Source organism: Ruminococcus flavefaciens (genome assembly GCF_900108555.1).
In the GTDB taxonomy this organism is placed as follows: Bacteria; Bacillota; Clostridia; order Oscillospirales; family Ruminococcaceae; genus Ruminococcus; species Ruminococcus flavefaciens_P.
The window spans coordinates 447,226-464,051 of sequence record NZ_FNWV01000001.1; the positions used below are offsets into that span (position 1 = coordinate 447,226).

Here is a 16,826-nt window from a genome sequence, read left to right on the forward strand (position 1 = left end):
TTTTATTTTATTTAATCCCACTTTGAAAGACCGAGAAGATACTTCTGTATCTCCAGAGCGTCATTTGAAGTGAGTCCCTTACTGCTTGTTTCCACATCGCCGTTTATCTTGCCCTGCTCGGTGATGTGGAACTTATCAGTGCCTTTTTCACCGTATTTATCAGGATTTGCAAGAGACTGCATGATAATTACCGCATCAGACATATCAACATTGCCGTCGCAGTTGGCATCGCCTTTTTTGTAATCCTTGGAAGGAACCGAAGAAGTCGCCAAAGTTGTTGCAGCCTTGGTGGTGGAAGAGGTTGTGACCTTAGCCGTCGTTGAAGTTTTTGACGCTGAAACGGTCGTGACTTTAGTAGTTGAAGTAGTTACAGGCTTGGTCGTAACTGTAGTAGTTACAGTTCCCTGACTGCCGTTTAACGGATATGTTTTCAGGTCGGGGAGTTCGTCAAGAGTGATACAGTAGTCACTCTGATATACCTCGATAAGGTTATCCACAGGGTTGTTCTGCTCGCTGGTGAGGTAATTCATATACCACGGGCAGAAATACAGCCATGCAGCCTTGTCGTTCACAAGGTTTTCAAGTGAAGGTATGGAGTCGTTCTCGGACATTGCCACCATTTTCTGACAGTCCGTACCCTGTACAAGACTGTAGAAAGTGGACGATATAGAGCTGAGATTAGCCACGCCGTCAGCGCAGTTATACTTATCGTAGCCCACTATATCCACAACATCATCACCGGGATACCAGTCGGCAGCCGCAGGTGAAGTCGAGCCTGTCCATATCCAGATAAGGTTGTCCAGACCGTAAACATTGGTGAGCTGATCGTAGAGCAGACGGTAGAGCTTCTTGCAGGGCTCTGCGCCCTCAGCTCCCCACCAGAACCAGCCGCCCTCGGCTTCGTGGAGGGGTCTCCAGAGTACAGGCACATCTGCGTCCTTGAGCTTTTTCAGCTCGCCAGCGATAAGCTCGATATCAGCCATAACGACTTCATGCTCCCATGTTCCCTCAGTAACTGCATTTTTACAGCTGAACGTTGTGAACTTTGGGTTTGCTGACTCTACATAGAAAGCGATATCATCGCTTCCTTTTTCGCATGGCACGTTCCAGTGCCATGAAACAGTTGCGATACCGTGATACTTGTTTACCCATTCTATAACTCGCTCGGGAGCATGGTCGCGCCACTCGGAAGAGGTATTGTACGCAAGGAAATCAATTCCGCGTATAGCAGGCTGTTTGCCTGTCTTTTCCTCTATGTATTCAAACTCGGCTTCATTGTCCTTGATGAATACATCGGGGCTGTTCCAGAGGTTATAGTTGTGGTCTCCGCAGTATTCCTGCTGACCTGATATGATGTGCTTTCCATACTGGTCGCAGAGATAATTGTAAAGACGCTTTGTGGTATCAGATGCTTTCGGATTTGAAAGCTCCCTTGTAGGCGAAAGATTGGTGAGCTTTTCGGGAGCAGCCTTCAATGTGAGGTAATCGAAGAAGGTATAGCCCCAGTATGCTTTCAGCTCGATAGTGTTCTTTCCCTTTTTAAGGTTCACCACACCGCCAGAAGTCTCTGCAAATGTCTTGGTGTACGGGCAGGTAAGCTCGCCCTGATTTACACCATTGACGTTGAGATACTGGACTTTCTTGTTCGGATCACTTGGTTCACAGTAACCGATGTTAAGCTCGTAGAGTCCTGCCTCAGGAACATCTACATCTACGCTGAGAGTAGTCCCCTTCTGATCGAGATAAGCAAATCCCTTGCCAGAAAATCCGCTGAGGTCTGTACCCTCGGGGAAATCGCTCATCTTTACATCGGAAGCACCATCAGCGTGGATCTTTCCTCCGCTTGTTTTGCCGTCCTCAAATTCGTATTTAAGGACCTCATCGGCTGCAAGAACTGCCGATGGCTTTGCCAGAGCTGAAGGAAAACTCATCGCCGCCGATGCGATGAACGCAGCTGCAACAGTGTACGCAGCGCGCTTCATGTTTTCTTTTTTCAATTTGATCCCTCCAGATCGTGCTTATTAATTTATTTGCTTTAAGCTTATAATTTAAGTGCCTATCCTTATTTATCAGCTTAACGCAATTATACACATATATGATACCACATTTTTTCTGAAATTGCAAGGGATTTCATAAAACATTACTAATATTAGCCGATTATCAAAAAACCGCAATTTCTGGTCAGACCATTCCGAAACAGCAATTATTTAAGCTTTTTCCTCCTATCTTCGTTAAATGATATTATTACAACTATGACTGTAAGCAGACCAAATATGACCATACCGAGCCAGCTCACCCATTCAGGAGCTTTCTCGCTTTTATCGGCGTCTGAGACTTCGGCAAAAGCATCAGCCGTTTCGTGGAATTCAGCAAATCCGAGACCGTTTTCCTCAGCATACTGCTCCGCCGCCGACTCTCTTTCACCTACTATCGTCATATCTGTTTTTACTGTCATTTTGTTTCCATCGCAGTCGTACCCGAATGACTGCTCGCCTATATCGTAGCAGGTTTTGGGCAATACCGCGCTTGAAAGCTTTCCGCACATATAAAATGCCCTTTCTCCCACGGATAAAAGGCTATCCCCAAACTCTGCGCTGCACAGTTCGGTACAGCCTGCAAAGGCGAATTTTTCGATTATTTCAGTCCCCTGCGGCAGTCTTATCTCACTAAGAGACGTACAGGCTCGGAAGCAGGAATCGGGGATAATATCAATGGTCTCGGGTAGCTCTATCTCCTTTAGTGCCACACAGCCGCAAAAGCAGCCCATTCCGATCTCTTCAAGCTCCGCAGGGAGCCTTATGCTTTCAAGCTCATAGCAGGCATAAAAACTGTGATGACCTATTTTCAGCACCGTGTCAGGCAGTACAGCCGCTTTCAGCGAGTGACAATTATAGAATGCGTTGTCCCTCACCTCAATAACGGGGCATCCCTCAATATATTCGGGTATCTCAATGTATTCGGGTTCGCCTTTGTATCCGACTACCGTCACTTCTCCGTCTATGATAGTGTATTCGTAGCCGCTGCTTTCTGCCGCAGCATTTCCTTTGTCCGCAGATATAAGCATCATAAACGCCGCAGCAGCAAGTATGATCTTTTTCATACCTATCCCTCCTTTATGACCAGTATAACATCTGCAATGTACAGCCGAAAGCTCTTTTTCATGCCCAAAAATCCGATTTCCCGATGTTTTTCACCCACATCACATTTTAACCCGTGATAAATGACTGCTGTCGCTGACTTCTTTTGTCGGATATTCCCGTAATATTTCCATAAAAAAGGCTTCCGAAAAATTTCGGAAGCCATATACACGTTCATCTTCTGCCGCAGTTTTTATCAAAGGAAGGATTGCAGGCGTAGAAGTTTTTAGAGTCAAGATTATCCTGTGCTATGCGAAGTGCTTCGCCAAATCGTTCAAGGGAACTCATATCCTCCACTGAATGATTATTTTTTCACTTGTAGCATATACAACACGAATAAGTATATCTGCCACCTGACGTTTATCGTCAAAGCTCAGCTCGTCCCATATTATCTGATGGCAGTCTATCGCGCAGTCGGGACTGCACCTTTTTACACCGAGCTTATTCACGCGCTCGATTATTTCATTTTTCCGACTGTCAAGCAATGCTATCCTGTCATTTATGTACTGAAAAAGCACGTTATCAGCACTGCTGACTTTTCCGAGAAGTCCGTTTATCTCCTTTTCTGTCTCGGCAAGCTCATTCTCCAGAATGGCAAGCTCACTATCGGAAGTACATTTCTCCGTGGGCGACAGCTTGCCGAACTTTGCAAGCCTTTCTTTTATCTCATCGCATACAAGCTTTTCGACCTCAGCGGTATACAGTGTTCCTGCCCCTTTACAGCATTTTGTACCGAGCCTGTTTGAGCAGATGAGGTAACGCCGCCGCCCGTTGTCGAACTGCTTTGCAGTAAGCGCGTAACCGCACACTCCGCACTTTATCTTGCCGCACAGCCATGAATTCCTCGCCTTCTGCAAAGGTATGATCTGCTCTCTGCCCATGCATTTTTTACGGCATTTCAGCCATACTCCCGAGTCCACTATCCCCTTGTGGGGTGCAAGGACTATTTGCTTTCCTTCAATGTCAGAGATTTTTTTCTTTTTATCAGAACGATTTTTGTAGCAGTAGCAGCCGTTGGCTCCGATATAATCCGAGGGTGGATCTGCAAGTTCAGCACCGCGCTCCTTAAAGAAATCGTACACATCATGGTCAGCCTTTACATATATGGGATTTAAGACAAGCTCCCTTATACGCTGTCTTACCCAGTCTTTTCCGCGCTTTTTTATCCCCAGCTCATTCATTCTGTCAATGATATCACCGTATGAGGTCTGCGGCTGAGAGTACATCTCAAATATCATGCGGACGACCTTTTCTTCATCTGGTATGGGCTCATACATTGAAGTATGCACTCCGTCAATTACAGTCGGGACTTTTCTGAAACCGTAGGGTATAGCTCCGCCCATGTAAAAGCTTTTCTGACTCCGTGAAAAATATGCGTCCGCAACTCGCTTCTGTATAGTTTCACGTTCAAGCTGAGCAAATACGATACAGATATTCAGCATGGCATTTCCCATTGGCGATGAAGTGTCAAACTTTTCCGTTGCAGATACGAACTGTACACCGTATTTGCCGAACATCTCTATCATTGCCGAAAAATCAAGTATCGAACGGCTTATGCGGTCAAGCTTATAAACAATGACCGTGTTTATCTCGCCGAGCCTTATATCGTTCATCATCTGAGCAAACTCGGGACGGTTCGTATCCTTGCCGCTGTAACCGCGGTCGATATACGTCCTGAAAGCTTCACCTCTTGCTTCGTACTCACAGAGCTCTATCTGCTGTTCTATGGAGATACTGTCCGCACGATCAACAGATTGTCTTGCATAGATAGCTACGATAATATCAGCTCCTTTCAGAACTGTCCGCTGCACTGCTTTGCCGCAGCACAAACACTGTATTTATTTTTCATCACCCTTTTTTACGTATTTTGAGAAAATACCGTACAGCTCCGCTTCCGCAGCTTTTAACTTTTTACGGTTATTTTTACAAGGTAAGAGATTTTCAACAGCCATGCTCCCCTTTTCCGTTATAACCATTTTAATCTGTGAATAATGACCTGATCTGCTTAACTCTGCAATAGAAATCGCCTCCGTTACATTCTATTGCAGCATCACTTGTCCGAATACTTAAAAACCATATTTTTTGATAATAGGATCATGCAGGAAAAAACGGCATTTCTGTGATAAGGTGGTATGTATCGTATTGAGCGCGATCATTTCTTTTTCAATGATCATATATAAAAAGACATACAAATATCGTGCAGCAAATATGAGTTCAAACATACGAAATAAATGAGTCACAAAAAGGTCTTGACTTTTTGCGGAGTATGATATAAAATAAATCCATTATATTTGATATATGGGGGTATATTTATGCCACATTCATCAGGCGGAGGTTCTCACGGAGGCAGCTCACACGGCGGTCACGGAGGCTCTCACAGCAGCAGCTCAAGAACAAGGACAAGCAGCAGACCATTCCACAATTCTCGCAGGTATGTATATTACCATCGTAATCAGCCGAGATACTTCTATGCAGGCTCGGATTTCAAACCCGGCTTCTCTTTCGCAACTGTATTTGCGATACTGATATACCTGCCTTTCCTATGGGTAAGTATATCAGGCATCATCAAGGCAGTACCGCACATACCCAAGTACAGCGACCACACTATAATCATCAAAGACGAAGCAGATGTCATTGATGACGAAAGCGGAGTAATGAAGGAACTGAAGGCTTTCCAAAAAAAAACAGATATCACACCTGCCGTTATCACTATTTATAACGATGACTGGAAAAACACCTATTCTTCACTTGAGGACTATGCATACAACAGGTATCTTTCCGAATTCAATGACGAGATGCACTGGCTCCTGATCTATTCTCAGCCGCAGGATAAAGCCAATCATTCCAGCGACTGGTACTGGGAAGGTATGCAGGGAGATAATACCGACAGCGTACTCAGAGAAAACGAAGCAGAAAGGTTCAATTCAGCTTTTCATTCCTATCTGTATGACAAAAATGATTTAGATGAGTCTCTGATAAGATCATTCAGTTATTTAACGGATACTATTTCCATGAAGCCTGATATGCACCAGCTCGGACCTATGCTTTTCATGCTGGGATTTGTATTGCTCCATGCATTTTTAATGTTTTATCCGTCTTTCAAGTACAGAAAGGCACAGCCTGCACCTCTTGATACCGACAGCAATACATACGGCGGAAGCGATTCATACGGCAGCAGAAATTCTTACGGAAACAGCTACACCTCCACACCATATTCATCAAACAACAGCAATATCAACATCAACAACAATGTCAGCAGAAACAATAATCCTAACCCTTTAGATCCACAAACTATACGCAGACAGCGTATAAACGAGTCCGGCAAGAATTACACTTATTCCGATTACAAGGCTGACAAAAAAGAGCGCGATGCAGAGTTCAATTCGTTTATCGACCAGTACAAACAGATGATGCCCGAAAACAGTAAGGACGAAAGCGATATGATGCCGTCACTCGACAGTTTCCCCGCAACATCGGCAACTTACGATAATGCTACAGACAACTCAGGCAGCACAGTTACCTGCCAGTACTGCGGAAACATATTTGCATCAAAATACAACAAATGTCCGTTCTGCAATGCAAGAAGATAAAAAAATGCACGCTTTACAGCGTGCATTTTTTATTAACCGTTTACTATCTTTTCTCTGTTGAAAAGCTTACCTATAAAGAATATTCCAAATAATGCAACCACAATATTTACTCCGAATGTTATGCCTGCATTTGTCCATGAATAATTAAGCTTGATTCCGTCCTGAAGCAGCTTTACTGAATTCCATACAGGAATAACATAGTTTGTTGTTCCAAGATTCTCAACGTGTGCTGCAAAGCTCTCTGTCGAGCACATAAGCGACGGTATCATTATCAATACCAGAAGCAGTGGTGAAAGTGTTGTTGCCTGCTTTGTATCCTTTGCCACTGTTGAGATTATGAGCAGTATTACTGCACATACGAATGAACCTGTTATAACTGCTCCTAACAGCACACTATAATCTGGTATGCTGTAACTTGTTTTTTCTGCTATCTTTAATGCATCGGCAAACTTTGGAAGTGAGATCGCCATTCCTATGAATGCAGAGCAGCTTGCGATTATTGCTACAACAAGTATCGATATCGATTTTCCTGCTGCAAGACTTTCTCTCTTGATAGGTGTTACAAGCAATGTATTGAGGAAGCCTTTTTCCTTATCACCTGCAATAGAGTTTGCTGCAAGGCTCATACAAACCATATACACTGCCATGAATACCATGAGCGGGATTATTCCACCAAGGAGATTTCTCAGCATTGATGCCTTGTCTATAAGGTCATAATCTGTATCAGTCGATTCATTGAATGTAAATATTCTCGGCTGCATAGTAGTAAACATCACCGTAGCTTTTGAATAAAGCTCCATTGATGACTTTTTGTCCGAATTATAGAACATATCTATATTCGACAGTGATGCTGAACCCGGTTCGTCCATTTTGAAGTCATCAGGGAATACCATGATCATGTCTGCTTCTTTGTTCTTGACCTGATCCTTGTATTTCTCAACATCGTTATCAGGTGCAGGCTTTATGCCAAGCTCGTCAAGTACTGTCTTGAATTCATCAGGTGCATTTACGCTGTAGGCAATGACTGTTTCATTTTTCTTAGGAGCTTTATCATCTGCCACATTTGACCATGTTGCCGACATGAGCATACCATAACCAAATACTATAGCAAAAGGAAGGATAAACATCTGAAGCAGTATTGCTTTATCACTGAAAAATGATTTTAATTCTTTTTTTGCAACTGTAATAATATCTCTCATGATCACACCTCATCTTTTCCGCCGTGAATGCTTGTATAAATGTCATAGAACGCATCTTCAAGAGAGCGTCCCTGCATGAGGTTTTCGAGAGTATCATCTGCAACTATTCTTCCGTCCATTATCATGGCTGCCCTGTCACAGACCTTCTCTACAAGATCAAACAAATGAGTTGAGATTATCATACATTTGCCTGCTTTTTTCATATTGAGTATGAACTCACGAACTACTCGTGATGCAATGATATCAAGTCCGTTTGTGGGCTCATCGAATATGATGAACTTCGGATCATGTATAACCGATATTACCAGTGAGACTTTCTGTCTCTGTCCCTGTGAGAGCTTTGATATCATAGTATCGGCATACTTGTTTATACCGAACTCTTCAAACAGCTCTTTTTTACGCTTTTCAGCCTTATCCTTAGGAACATGATAAAGCTCTGCAAAGAAATCATACATCAGATTTGGTGTCGATTTCATATCAGGCTTTAAGTCCGTAGTAAGGAATGCAAGCTCTGAACGTATCTTTTCGGGAGTCTTGACTGCACTGATATCGTTGTAAAGTGCATCGCCGCTGTCAGGCTTGATAAGTGTTGCAAGCATACGCATGGTAGTTGTCTTACCTGCGCCGTTTGGTCCAAGAAGTCCGAACACTTCTCCTGATCTTGCAGTAAAGCTTATTCCGTTTACTGCTACTTTTTTTCTCTCGCTAATGCCAAGTGTTTTCCGCTGTTTCTCGGAGATCGTAAAGGTCTTTACGAGATTTTGTGCTTTTAGTTCTTCCATTTTCTTCTCCTTATATCATATTTTTGATGATCCGATAACAAAATATACCGAATAAGTCAACTTTAATATTATAACACATATATCTTATTCAGTCAACTTTTTTTGCTCAAAATAACAATTATTTTCATATTAAATAAAAAAATACTTTCCATAAGCTCACACGACCATGTGAGCTTCGGAAAGTATCATTGCATATTTTTTAAGTACACTTATACAGTATATTTGCCCATATCGAGCCTTTTCTCAAATTCAAGCTGTGGAAGGGGCTTATCAAACAGATATCCCTGAGCCATATGGCAGCCATTCTGTCGGAGCAATTCAAGCTGTGCAGGAGTTTCAACACCTTCAACGATACATTCAAGTCCGAGCTCATTTGCCATAGCTACAACGTACTTGAACATGACACTTCTTGTGCTGTCCTGTGACTCTCCGTCCAGCGGGAGGAATATCTTATCCACCTTGATAACGTTCCACGGAACGACTCTGATAAGGTTAAGCGAAGAGTATCCCATACCAAAATCATCGACAGAAGTGCATATATTCTGCTCCTGCAATCCCACAACGACACGCTTGAGATCCTTGAATTCCACGTCAGTAGTCGTTTCGGTAAGCTCTATCTCTATGTATTCATGGGGTACATTATGACGGTCGATTATCTCGATCAATTCCTTAAGAAGTTCGGGATTTATCATGTGACGGCGTGAAAGGTTCACGGAAACGCGCACAGCCTGTCTTCCTTCATCGAGCCATTTGCGTATGTGACCGCACACCTTGTCCAGCATATAATAATCCAGCTTGCATATCTCGTTTGTCTCTTCAAGAACAGGGATAAATTCCATAGGCGGCACTATTTTTCCTTCATGGAACCAGCGGCAAAGTGCCTCTGCACCGCGTATCTCTCCCGTATCTATATTAATCTTGGGCTGATAGAATACAACGAACTCGTTATTCAACAGTGCCTCAGGGAATATGCTCTGGATACGTCTTGACCTTTCCTTGTCCGACATGAGCATATCCGAGAAGAATACGATATTGCCCTGTCCGCTGTTTCTTGCCACCTGATATGCATGCATTATCTTGCCCATAATATCGTTAGGCACACTTACAGTATATCCGTCAGGTATGCAGAACACGCCTGCACAGCATGAGAGACGTACTGTTCTGCCTTCTTTGTCAACAACAACTATAGACTCGTTAAGATAATCGAGAAGATCGGGCAGGTCGTTCTGATCGCAGATACAAACAAATGCGTCACCGCCAAGTCTTACAACGATACCGCTGTCTCCGACTATTTTCTCAACGAACTTATAATGATTGAAAAGCGCGGTATCTCCGCCTGCTCTGCCATAGTTTTCGTTTACTACGGCAAAATGCCTCAGATTATAGTTTACGGCTGCTTTTCCGTTAAAGTCGCCCTGATGTCCGTTCCATGTGAGATATCTGAAAAATGTCCTGATGTTTTTAAAGCCCATGTCATCATAAAATGCAAGCTTTTCTGCCATGATCTGCAAGCGGTTGCGGCATACATATATAACAACAGTCCGCATAACAAGGTCAACCTTGAACATTTCCTCTTCTGTCAGCGGTTCGACCTTATCTGTCATATATACTGTCATAGTAGTTATGGACATAAGCTTATTGACACAGCGTACTGTGTGGACAGGAGCTCCTTCTTCGCCCGTGTCATAGCTTATCATAGTTTCTCCATCGCCGCGCATTTCCTCAACAGGACTGCGATAATAATTAGTTACACCCTTAGATAGACGGAACATTGCTGCTATTTCATTCAGAATTTTTTCTATACGCGGAATATCAGGCTTATCATTTGAGTTCTGAGTCAATGATGCAAGCTGCTCATACAATTTGTAAAAGCGTAATTCGCGCTCTGAATCCATAACGCCCCTCCATTTCCTTTTTTTTGTCAAAAACATAATTTTTGCCTTTAATTAATTTTATTATATACTATAATCGCAAAAAATGCAATAGATAAAATATAAAAATGGTGGAAAATATGATTATTGTTATTTTAAAGTCAATATTTACCATATTTATATCATTAAGTTGTAATAAACAGAGATACGTGTTATAATAATAAATAATAAAGGAGGAAGCATATGACCCTACAGCAACTTAAATACATAATAATGATAGCGGAGACAGGCTCTATCACTATGGCGGCTGAACGCCTGTTTATCGCACAGCCCAGCCTTTCAAAATCCGTTGCGGAGCTTGAAAAGGAAATGGGCATAACTATATTCAACCGCAGCAACAGAGGTGTATATCTTTCCGAAGAGGGTACTAAATTCCTGTCATATGCGCGTCAGATAGTCGAGCAGGCAGAGCTTCTCGAAAGCGAATACAAAGCCGCTCCGCCGCCAAACAGAGCATTTGCGGTATCATCACAGCATTACGCTTTTGTAGTAAACGCCTTCGTTGAGCTTGTCCGCGAATACGGACGGGATAAGTACGAGTTCACTCTCCGCGAGTTGAAAACTGCCGAGATCATCGAGGACGTAAGGACTCACAGAAGTGATATCGGCGTACTTTTCCTCAGCAAGTTCAACCGTGAAGTTATCCGCCATATCCTGCAAAATGAGGAATTAAAGTTTGAGAAGCTCTTTACTGCAAAGCCACACGTTTTCGTCAGCAGGAGCAATCCCCTTGTGGGCAGAAAAAAAGTCACTCTCGACGACCTTAAAAGCTTTCCGCGTCTGACATACGATCAGGGCGTGAAAAACTCCTTCTATTTCGCAGAGGAGCTTCATATAACAGCTGAAAGCCCGAAAAATATCACTGTTTCGGACAGAGCCACCCTTTTCAACCTGCTTATCGGTCTGGACGGGTACACCATCTCATCAGGTATCCTCAGTTCTGATCTCAACGGCAGCAACATCGTTTCCATACCTCTCGAAAGCGATGAAACAATGGAGATAGGCTATATAATCACTACCGACAGACCTATGAATGAGCTTACTCACCGATATCTCGAACATCTGAAAGAATATATCGCAAACTATTCTGTCTGATATAGCTTTTAGCTATGGTACAGCATTTCTTTTTGATATTAACACATTTCCGACAGATATGATATAATATAAACATACCAAAACATATCGGAGGAATAGGAAATGAAAACAACTATAATAGGATACCCAAGAATAGGAAATCTTCGCGAACTCAAATTCGCAAGCGAGAAATACTTCCGCGGAGAGATCACTGCTACAGAACTTGAAGAAGCAGCAAAAGCTATACGTTTATACAATCTTAACTTACAGAAAAACAGCGGCGTTGATATCATTCCGTCAAACGACTTTTCATTCTATGACGGAGTCCTCGACACAGCATTTCTGCTGAACGCTGTACCTGAGAGATACACTTCTCTCGGACTTTCAAAGCTTGATACATATTTCGCAGCTGCAAGAGGCTATCAGGGTGAAAAGGGCGATGTAAAAGCATTTGCGATGAAGAAGTGGTACAATACCAATTATCATTACATGGTACCTGAGATAGATGATGCCACTGAAATAAAGCTTGTCGGCACAAAGCCCTTTGACCTTTTCAGTGAAGCACTGGATAACGGTGAAAAAACAAAGCCTGTCATCATCGGAGCTTATACATTCTTAAAGCTTGCAAGATACAAGGGCACCAAAACAGCCGTTGACTTCATTTCGCAGACAGCTGATGCATATTCGGCACTTCTTGCTAAATTCGGTGAGCTTGGTGCAGAATGGATACAGTTCGATGAGCCTTCACTTGTAAAGGACATGACAGCTGACGACATAAAGCTTTTCAACGAGCTTTACAATAAGATACTGCCAAATAAGGGCTCATTAAAGGTCATCGCACAGACCTATTTCGGCGATGTACGCGACTGCTGCAACTCACTTTGCAGCCTTGACTTTGACGGCATCGGTCTTGACTTTATCGAGGGCAAGAAGTCACTGGAGCTTGTTAAGAGCAACGGCTTCCCGAAGGGCAAGACTCTCTTTGCAGGCGTTGTAAACGGAAAGAATATCTGGCGCAACAACTACGCTTCAACACTTCTCATACTTGATGAGCTGAAAAAGCATACAGATGATATCGTTCTCAATACTTCATGCTCACTTCTTCACGTTCCTTGCACACTTGTAAACGAGACAAAGCTGGCTGAAAGCTACAAAAAGCATTTTGCATACGCAGAAGAAAAGCTCACAGAGCTTGCAGAGATAAAGAAGATAATTTCTTCCGACTCTCCTGCTGAAACAGTTGAATACCGCAATAATTCCGCACTTCACAGCGAGCCCAGATCAGGCAGGAACGATGCTGTAAGAAAGAAAGTTGCTGAATTATGCGAAAAGGACTTCATCAGACTTCCCGAATTTGCAGAACGTGAGAAGATACAGAAGGAAAGATTTGCACTTCCTCTCTTCCCTACTACAACTATCGGTTCTTTCCCACAGACTGCCGAGGTAAAATCCACACGTAACGCTCACAGAAAGGGCGAGATATCAGACAGCGAATACGAATTCTTCATCGAAAAGAAGATCGCTGAGTGTGTTGCACTTCAGGAAGAGATAGGTCTCGACGTTCTCGTTCACGGTGAATTCGAGAGAAACGACATGGTCGAGTATTTCGGTGAGTGCCTCGAAGGCTATATCTTCACCGAAAAGGCATGGGTACAGTCCTACGGTACACGCTGCGTAAAGCCGCCTGTAGTATGGGGCGATATCTCCAGAGCTAAGCCTATGACTGTAAGATGGTCTGTTTACGCTCAGAGCCTTACAAAGAAGCCTATGAAGGGAATGCTCACAGGTCCTGTTACTATACTCAACTGGTCATTCCCCCGTGAGGACATCTCCCTCAAGGAAAGCGCATTGCAGATCGCACTTGCTATCCGTGAAGAAGTTCTTGACCTTGAAGCAAACGGCATAAGCATAATACAGGTAGACGAAGCTGCTCTCCGTGAAAAGCTCCCACTCCGCAAGTCTGACTGGCATGAGGATTACCTCGACTGGGCTATCCCTGCATTCAGATATGTACACAGCGGTGTAAAGCCTGAAACACAGATACATACACATATGTGCTACAGCGAATTTGCCGATATCATCAAGGATATCGATGATATGGACGCAGATGTCATCACATTTGAAGCATCACGTTCAGACCTCACTATACTTGATGTGCTAAAAGAAAACAATTTCCGTACAGAAGTAGGTCCGGGAGTTTATGACATACATTCTCCTCGTGTACCTTCAAAGGAAGAGATAAAGGCTGCCATAGGCAAAATGAAGGAGCGTATCCCTGCTGAAAAGCTCTGGGTAAATCCTGACTGCGGACTCAAAACAAGAGGAAACGAGGAAACAGTTCCGAGCCTTAAAAATCTCGTTAACGCTGCGAAAGAGGCAAGAAATGAAAACTGCTGAATTATTTGAACAAAAGACCGTTTTTTCACTGGAAGTGTTTCCGCCCAAGCCTGATGCAGATGAAAGCGTCATATACCAGACTCTGGAAGAGCTTTCAGACATACAGCCTGATTTCATCAGTGTCACATACGGTGCAGGCGGCGGCAAAAACGGCTGCAAGACCATACAGATAGCATCTGATATACAGAACAGATACGGCGTGGAAAGCGTTGCTCATCTGCCATGCATAAACCTTAAAAAGGAACAGGCTGTAGAGATACTTGACAATATGCAGAAATGCGGTATCGAGAATATCCTCGCGCTCCGCGGCGACAGAACAGACGATGCTGCTCCTGCAGGGGATTTTGAACACGCAAGCGACCTTATAAAGTTCATCAAAGAAAACTACGACTTCAATATCATCGCAGCCTGCTATCCCGAGGTACACCCCGAAAGCACAGGTGCAGTGGACGATCTTAAATGGCTCAGATACAAGGTAGACTGCGGTGCTGACCACCTTATCTCACAGCTCTTCCTTGACAATCACAGCTTCTTTGATTTCCGTGAAAAGGCTTGTATTGCAGGTATAAATGCCCCGATCGAGGCAGGTATAATGCCTGTTACCAACAAGCGTCAGATAGAGCGCATGGTGAAGCTCTGCGGTGTTGAGCTGCCAAAGAAATTCGTCCGTGTACTTGAAAAGTACGAGCACAATGAAACAGCTCTCCGCGATGCAGGCATTGCCTATGCTATCGACCAGATAACCGAGCTTATCGCTGAGGGCGTTGACGGTATACACCTTTATACCATGAACAATCCCTACATCGCACATAAGATATTCGATGCAGTACAGTCGCTCATATCTGTGGGTTCGCTCAGCAGATAAGCACTGTATATCTCATAACTGACAACTACATCTCCTATTCAACCATAAAAAAGAGATCAGGCTCATAATGACCTGATCTCTTTTTGTATCCGTATAATTAGCCGTTGGCCTTTAGCCCTTAGCTGTTAGCAAATGTGTCGCCTTCGGCGAATAATTTAAATAATGTGAGCGTAAGCGAACTCCTTCGGCTAACGGCTCATGGCTAATGGCTAACGGCTTTCAACTTACTGATAATGCCTTCTTCTGTCCTTGTCGGGGTGTTTGCGGTAATACTCCTTCTTATCAACGTACATTATCTCATCTGCTTCGTGCATAGCTTTGCGGATATCATATTTTCCCGTGCAGAAAACCGTACCCACTGCAAAGCTCACATCTGATGTACTGTTTGCAAAGGCGCGGAGCTGTGCAGTACACTGATCCAGCTTTTCCTGCGTTATATCCGAACACAGAACTATGAACTCGTCACCGCCTGCACGGTATACATCATAGTCACTGTATGCGATCTTCAGCAATGCTGCTGCCCTGCTCAGTACTTTGTCACCTGCAATATGTCCCTCGGTGTCGTTTATGATCTTCAAGCCGTTGAGATCGGCAAATACCACACCCATTGTCTCAGGCAGCTTTACGGCTCCCGAAACGTATTTATCAACACGGTTGTTCATGGTGTTGCGGTTGTATACCTTTGTAAGTCCGTCAATACTGCTCTTTTCTTCAAGCTTTGAGATAAGCTGGTAATTGGCTATGACTGCGGCAAGCATAAATGAAGTAAGCCCCAGTATCTCCTTTATCTCGAACATCCTTGAAATATCGAAATCAGCCGCCCAGATAAAACCTACAAGCTTGCGGTTGAAGCGTATCTCATAAAGGATAATACTGGTGATACCATGCATCGTAAGCGACTCATACCATACAGGATCGCGCTCTTTAACGATACTGAGATCTTCAAGCAGCAGACAGTCGCTGCCGTCAAGATCTTTTTTCCACGCATTAGCCACCTCAAAAGGTGTACTACAGTTCATACTTTTAGCTATTCCCATAAGATAATTCTCATTGATGCCGCTTTCATTTATGAACGCACATTCCTGAGTTTTCTCATCTACCATATACAGTGAGCAAAGTCTTGAACCGCACAGCTTTCTCAGCTCTCCCATCGTATCAGCCAGCGATTTTATGAAATCCTGCGTCTCATGGAGCTTTATGCTTATATTTATAACTGCTTCGGATACATCTGATGAACGCATTGACATAGCAGTTGAGTCTATCTCCTTCGATCGGTTCATTATGAACAGTACATAAGCCGTTCTTTTTCCGTCCTTGTCAGGCCCTGCGTCTATACCCTCAGGAGGTGAGATAGGCAGATAAAAGCACTTGAGCCAGTAGCCGTGAGCATTTACATAGGAGTAAAGAGGTATATTTTCACTTCCGCATCTGTAACAGAACTGCTCGTGATTGACCTCAGAATAATACGCGCGCCAGGGAATACCGGGATAAAACTCAGGCGCATCGGGATTGCTCACAAGAACATTATGATTAGCATTATTCACCTGCATAATGCGAATTTCACCGAAACTTCCGTCAGGCATAATATCAAAAGAATATATGCTTACCAATCCGCTAAAGCTGTCAATGCCTTTCAGGTATTCCATGTCCACATCTCCTTTTCCGATAAATAATATCACTTTTTTACTTATTATATCACATTTTGGTTTTCTTTTCAAGCTATTTATATTAAAACAATTCCGGATCATTAATTTTTTCGGTTCATACCTCGCAGATTTTCGGCAAATTTTGCTGATTTATAAATAAAAATGTCTATTTTCTTAACATTATATCAAACCTTGACAATGGTAT

11 protein-coding genes are annotated in these 16,826 nt (G+C 43.3%); 4 read left to right on the plus strand and 7 right to left on the minus strand.

All coding sequences use genetic code 11. The annotated features are described in order from the left end of the window. Window positions 1–11: 11 nt before the first annotated feature. The 3 genes from BLW60_RS01945 to BLW60_RS01965 all read right to left on the minus strand — a co-directional run bounded on the left by BLW60_RS01945 (window position 12) and on the right by BLW60_RS01965 (window position 4,948). On the minus strand, window positions 12–1,982 hold the full coding sequence (locus BLW60_RS01945; RefSeq protein ID WP_081348097.1) for a glycosyl hydrolase: 1,971 nt from the start codon (window positions 1,980–1,982) through the stop codon (window positions 12–14). A gap of 221 nt (window positions 1,983–2,203) precedes the next feature. Further along, window positions 2,204–3,100: a leucine-rich repeat domain-containing protein gene (locus tag BLW60_RS01950; RefSeq protein WP_074714210.1), complete on the minus strand. Its 897-nt coding sequence runs from the start codon at window positions 3,098–3,100 to the stop codon at window positions 2,204–2,206. A gap of 321 nt (window positions 3,101–3,421) precedes the next feature. Then, a complete protein-coding gene (locus BLW60_RS01965; RefSeq protein WP_242872810.1) occupies window positions 3,422–4,948 on the minus strand; it encodes a recombinase family protein in 1,527 nt (508 codons plus the stop codon). Window positions 4,949–5,449: 501 nt separating this feature from the next. On the opposite strand from BLW60_RS01965, the gene BLW60_RS01970 reads away from it, so the two are divergent. Further along, window positions 5,450–6,727 (plus strand): hypothetical protein, encoded by a 1,278-nt coding sequence (locus BLW60_RS01970; RefSeq protein ID WP_074714212.1) that lies wholly within the window; start codon window positions 5,450–5,452, stop codon window positions 6,725–6,727. 32 nt (window positions 6,728–6,759) lie between these two features. Here the strand turns inward: BLW60_RS01970 and BLW60_RS01975 are convergent, their stop codons facing one another. From BLW60_RS01975 to BLW60_RS01985, 3 genes are all read right to left on the minus strand, one after another. After that, window positions 6,760–7,926, minus strand: coding sequence for an ABC transporter permease (locus BLW60_RS01975; protein WP_074714213.1), 1,167 nt, complete (start codon window positions 7,924–7,926; stop codon window positions 6,760–6,762). A 2-nt stretch (window positions 7,927–7,928) separates the two neighbouring features. After that, a complete protein-coding gene (locus BLW60_RS01980) occupies window positions 7,929–8,708 on the minus strand; it encodes an ABC transporter ATP-binding protein (RefSeq protein WP_074714214.1) in 780 nt (259 codons plus the stop codon). 209 nt (window positions 8,709–8,917) lie between these two features. Beyond that, on the minus strand, window positions 8,918–10,603 hold the full coding sequence (locus BLW60_RS01985; RefSeq protein WP_074714215.1) for a putative bifunctional diguanylate cyclase/phosphodiesterase: 1,686 nt from the start codon (window positions 10,601–10,603) through the stop codon (window positions 8,918–8,920). A 219-nt stretch (window positions 10,604–10,822) separates the two neighbouring features. Between BLW60_RS01985 and BLW60_RS01990 the strand changes: the two genes are divergently transcribed. The 3 genes from BLW60_RS01990 (at window position 10,823) to metF (ending at window position 14,975) form a co-directional block, all read left to right on the plus strand. Beyond that, complete coding sequence (locus BLW60_RS01990; RefSeq protein WP_074714216.1) at window positions 10,823–11,734, plus strand: LysR family transcriptional regulator; 912 nt, start codon at window positions 10,823–10,825, stop codon at window positions 11,732–11,734. Window positions 11,735–11,836: 102 nt separating this feature from the next. Beyond that, window positions 11,837–14,110: a 5-methyltetrahydropteroyltriglutamate--homocysteine S-methyltransferase gene (gene metE / locus BLW60_RS01995; protein ID WP_074714217.1), complete on the plus strand. Its 2,274-nt coding sequence runs from the start codon at window positions 11,837–11,839 to the stop codon at window positions 14,108–14,110. Beyond that, window positions 14,097–14,975 (plus strand): methylenetetrahydrofolate reductase [NAD(P)H], encoded by an 879-nt coding sequence (gene metF, locus BLW60_RS02000; protein ID WP_074714218.1) that lies wholly within the window; start codon window positions 14,097–14,099, stop codon window positions 14,973–14,975. The genes metE and metF overlap by 14 nt, the downstream gene beginning before the upstream one ends. Window positions 14,976–15,199: 224 nt before the next feature. Here metF and BLW60_RS02005 read toward each other — a convergent pair whose 3' ends face one another. Continuing rightward, on the minus strand, window positions 15,200–16,621 hold the full coding sequence (locus BLW60_RS02005) for a GGDEF domain-containing protein (protein WP_074714219.1): 1,422 nt from the start codon (window positions 16,619–16,621) through the stop codon (window positions 15,200–15,202). Window positions 16,622–16,826 lie beyond the last annotated feature (205 nt).

What these genes read in the sequence shown, in the direction of transcription:
- BLW60_RS01970 (WP_074714212.1), top strand. Translation starts at nt 5,450, where the DNA reads ATGCCACATTCATCAGGCGGAGGTTCTCACGGAGGCAGCTCACACGGC.
- BLW60_RS01990 (WP_074714216.1), top strand. Translation starts at nt 10,823, where the DNA reads ATGACCCTACAGCAACTTAAATACATAATAATGATAGCGGAGACAGGC.
- metE (WP_074714217.1), top strand. Translation starts at nt 11,837, where the DNA reads ATGAAAACAACTATAATAGGATACCCAAGAATAGGAAATCTTCGCGAA.
- BLW60_RS01980 (WP_074714214.1), bottom strand. Translation starts at nt 8,708, where the DNA reads ATGGAAGAACTAAAAGCACAAAATCTCGTAAAGACCTTTACGATCTCC.
- metF (WP_074714218.1), top strand. Translation starts at nt 14,097, where the DNA reads ATGAAAACTGCTGAATTATTTGAACAAAAGACCGTTTTTTCACTGGAA.
- BLW60_RS01950 (WP_074714210.1), bottom strand. Translation starts at nt 3,100, where the DNA reads ATGAAAAAGATCATACTTGCTGCTGCGGCGTTTATGATGCTTATATCT.
- BLW60_RS01945 (WP_081348097.1), bottom strand. Translation starts at nt 1,982, where the DNA reads ATGAAGCGCGCTGCGTACACTGTTGCAGCTGCGTTCATCGCATCGGCG.
- BLW60_RS02005 (WP_074714219.1), bottom strand. Translation starts at nt 16,621, where the DNA reads ATGGAATACCTGAAAGGCATTGACAGCTTTAGCGGATTGGTAAGCATA.
- BLW60_RS01985 (WP_074714215.1), bottom strand. Translation starts at nt 10,603, where the DNA reads ATGGATTCAGAGCGCGAATTACGCTTTTACAAATTGTATGAGCAGCTT.
- BLW60_RS01975 (WP_074714213.1), bottom strand. Translation starts at nt 7,926, where the DNA reads ATGAGAGATATTATTACAGTTGCAAAAAAAGAATTAAAATCATTTTTC.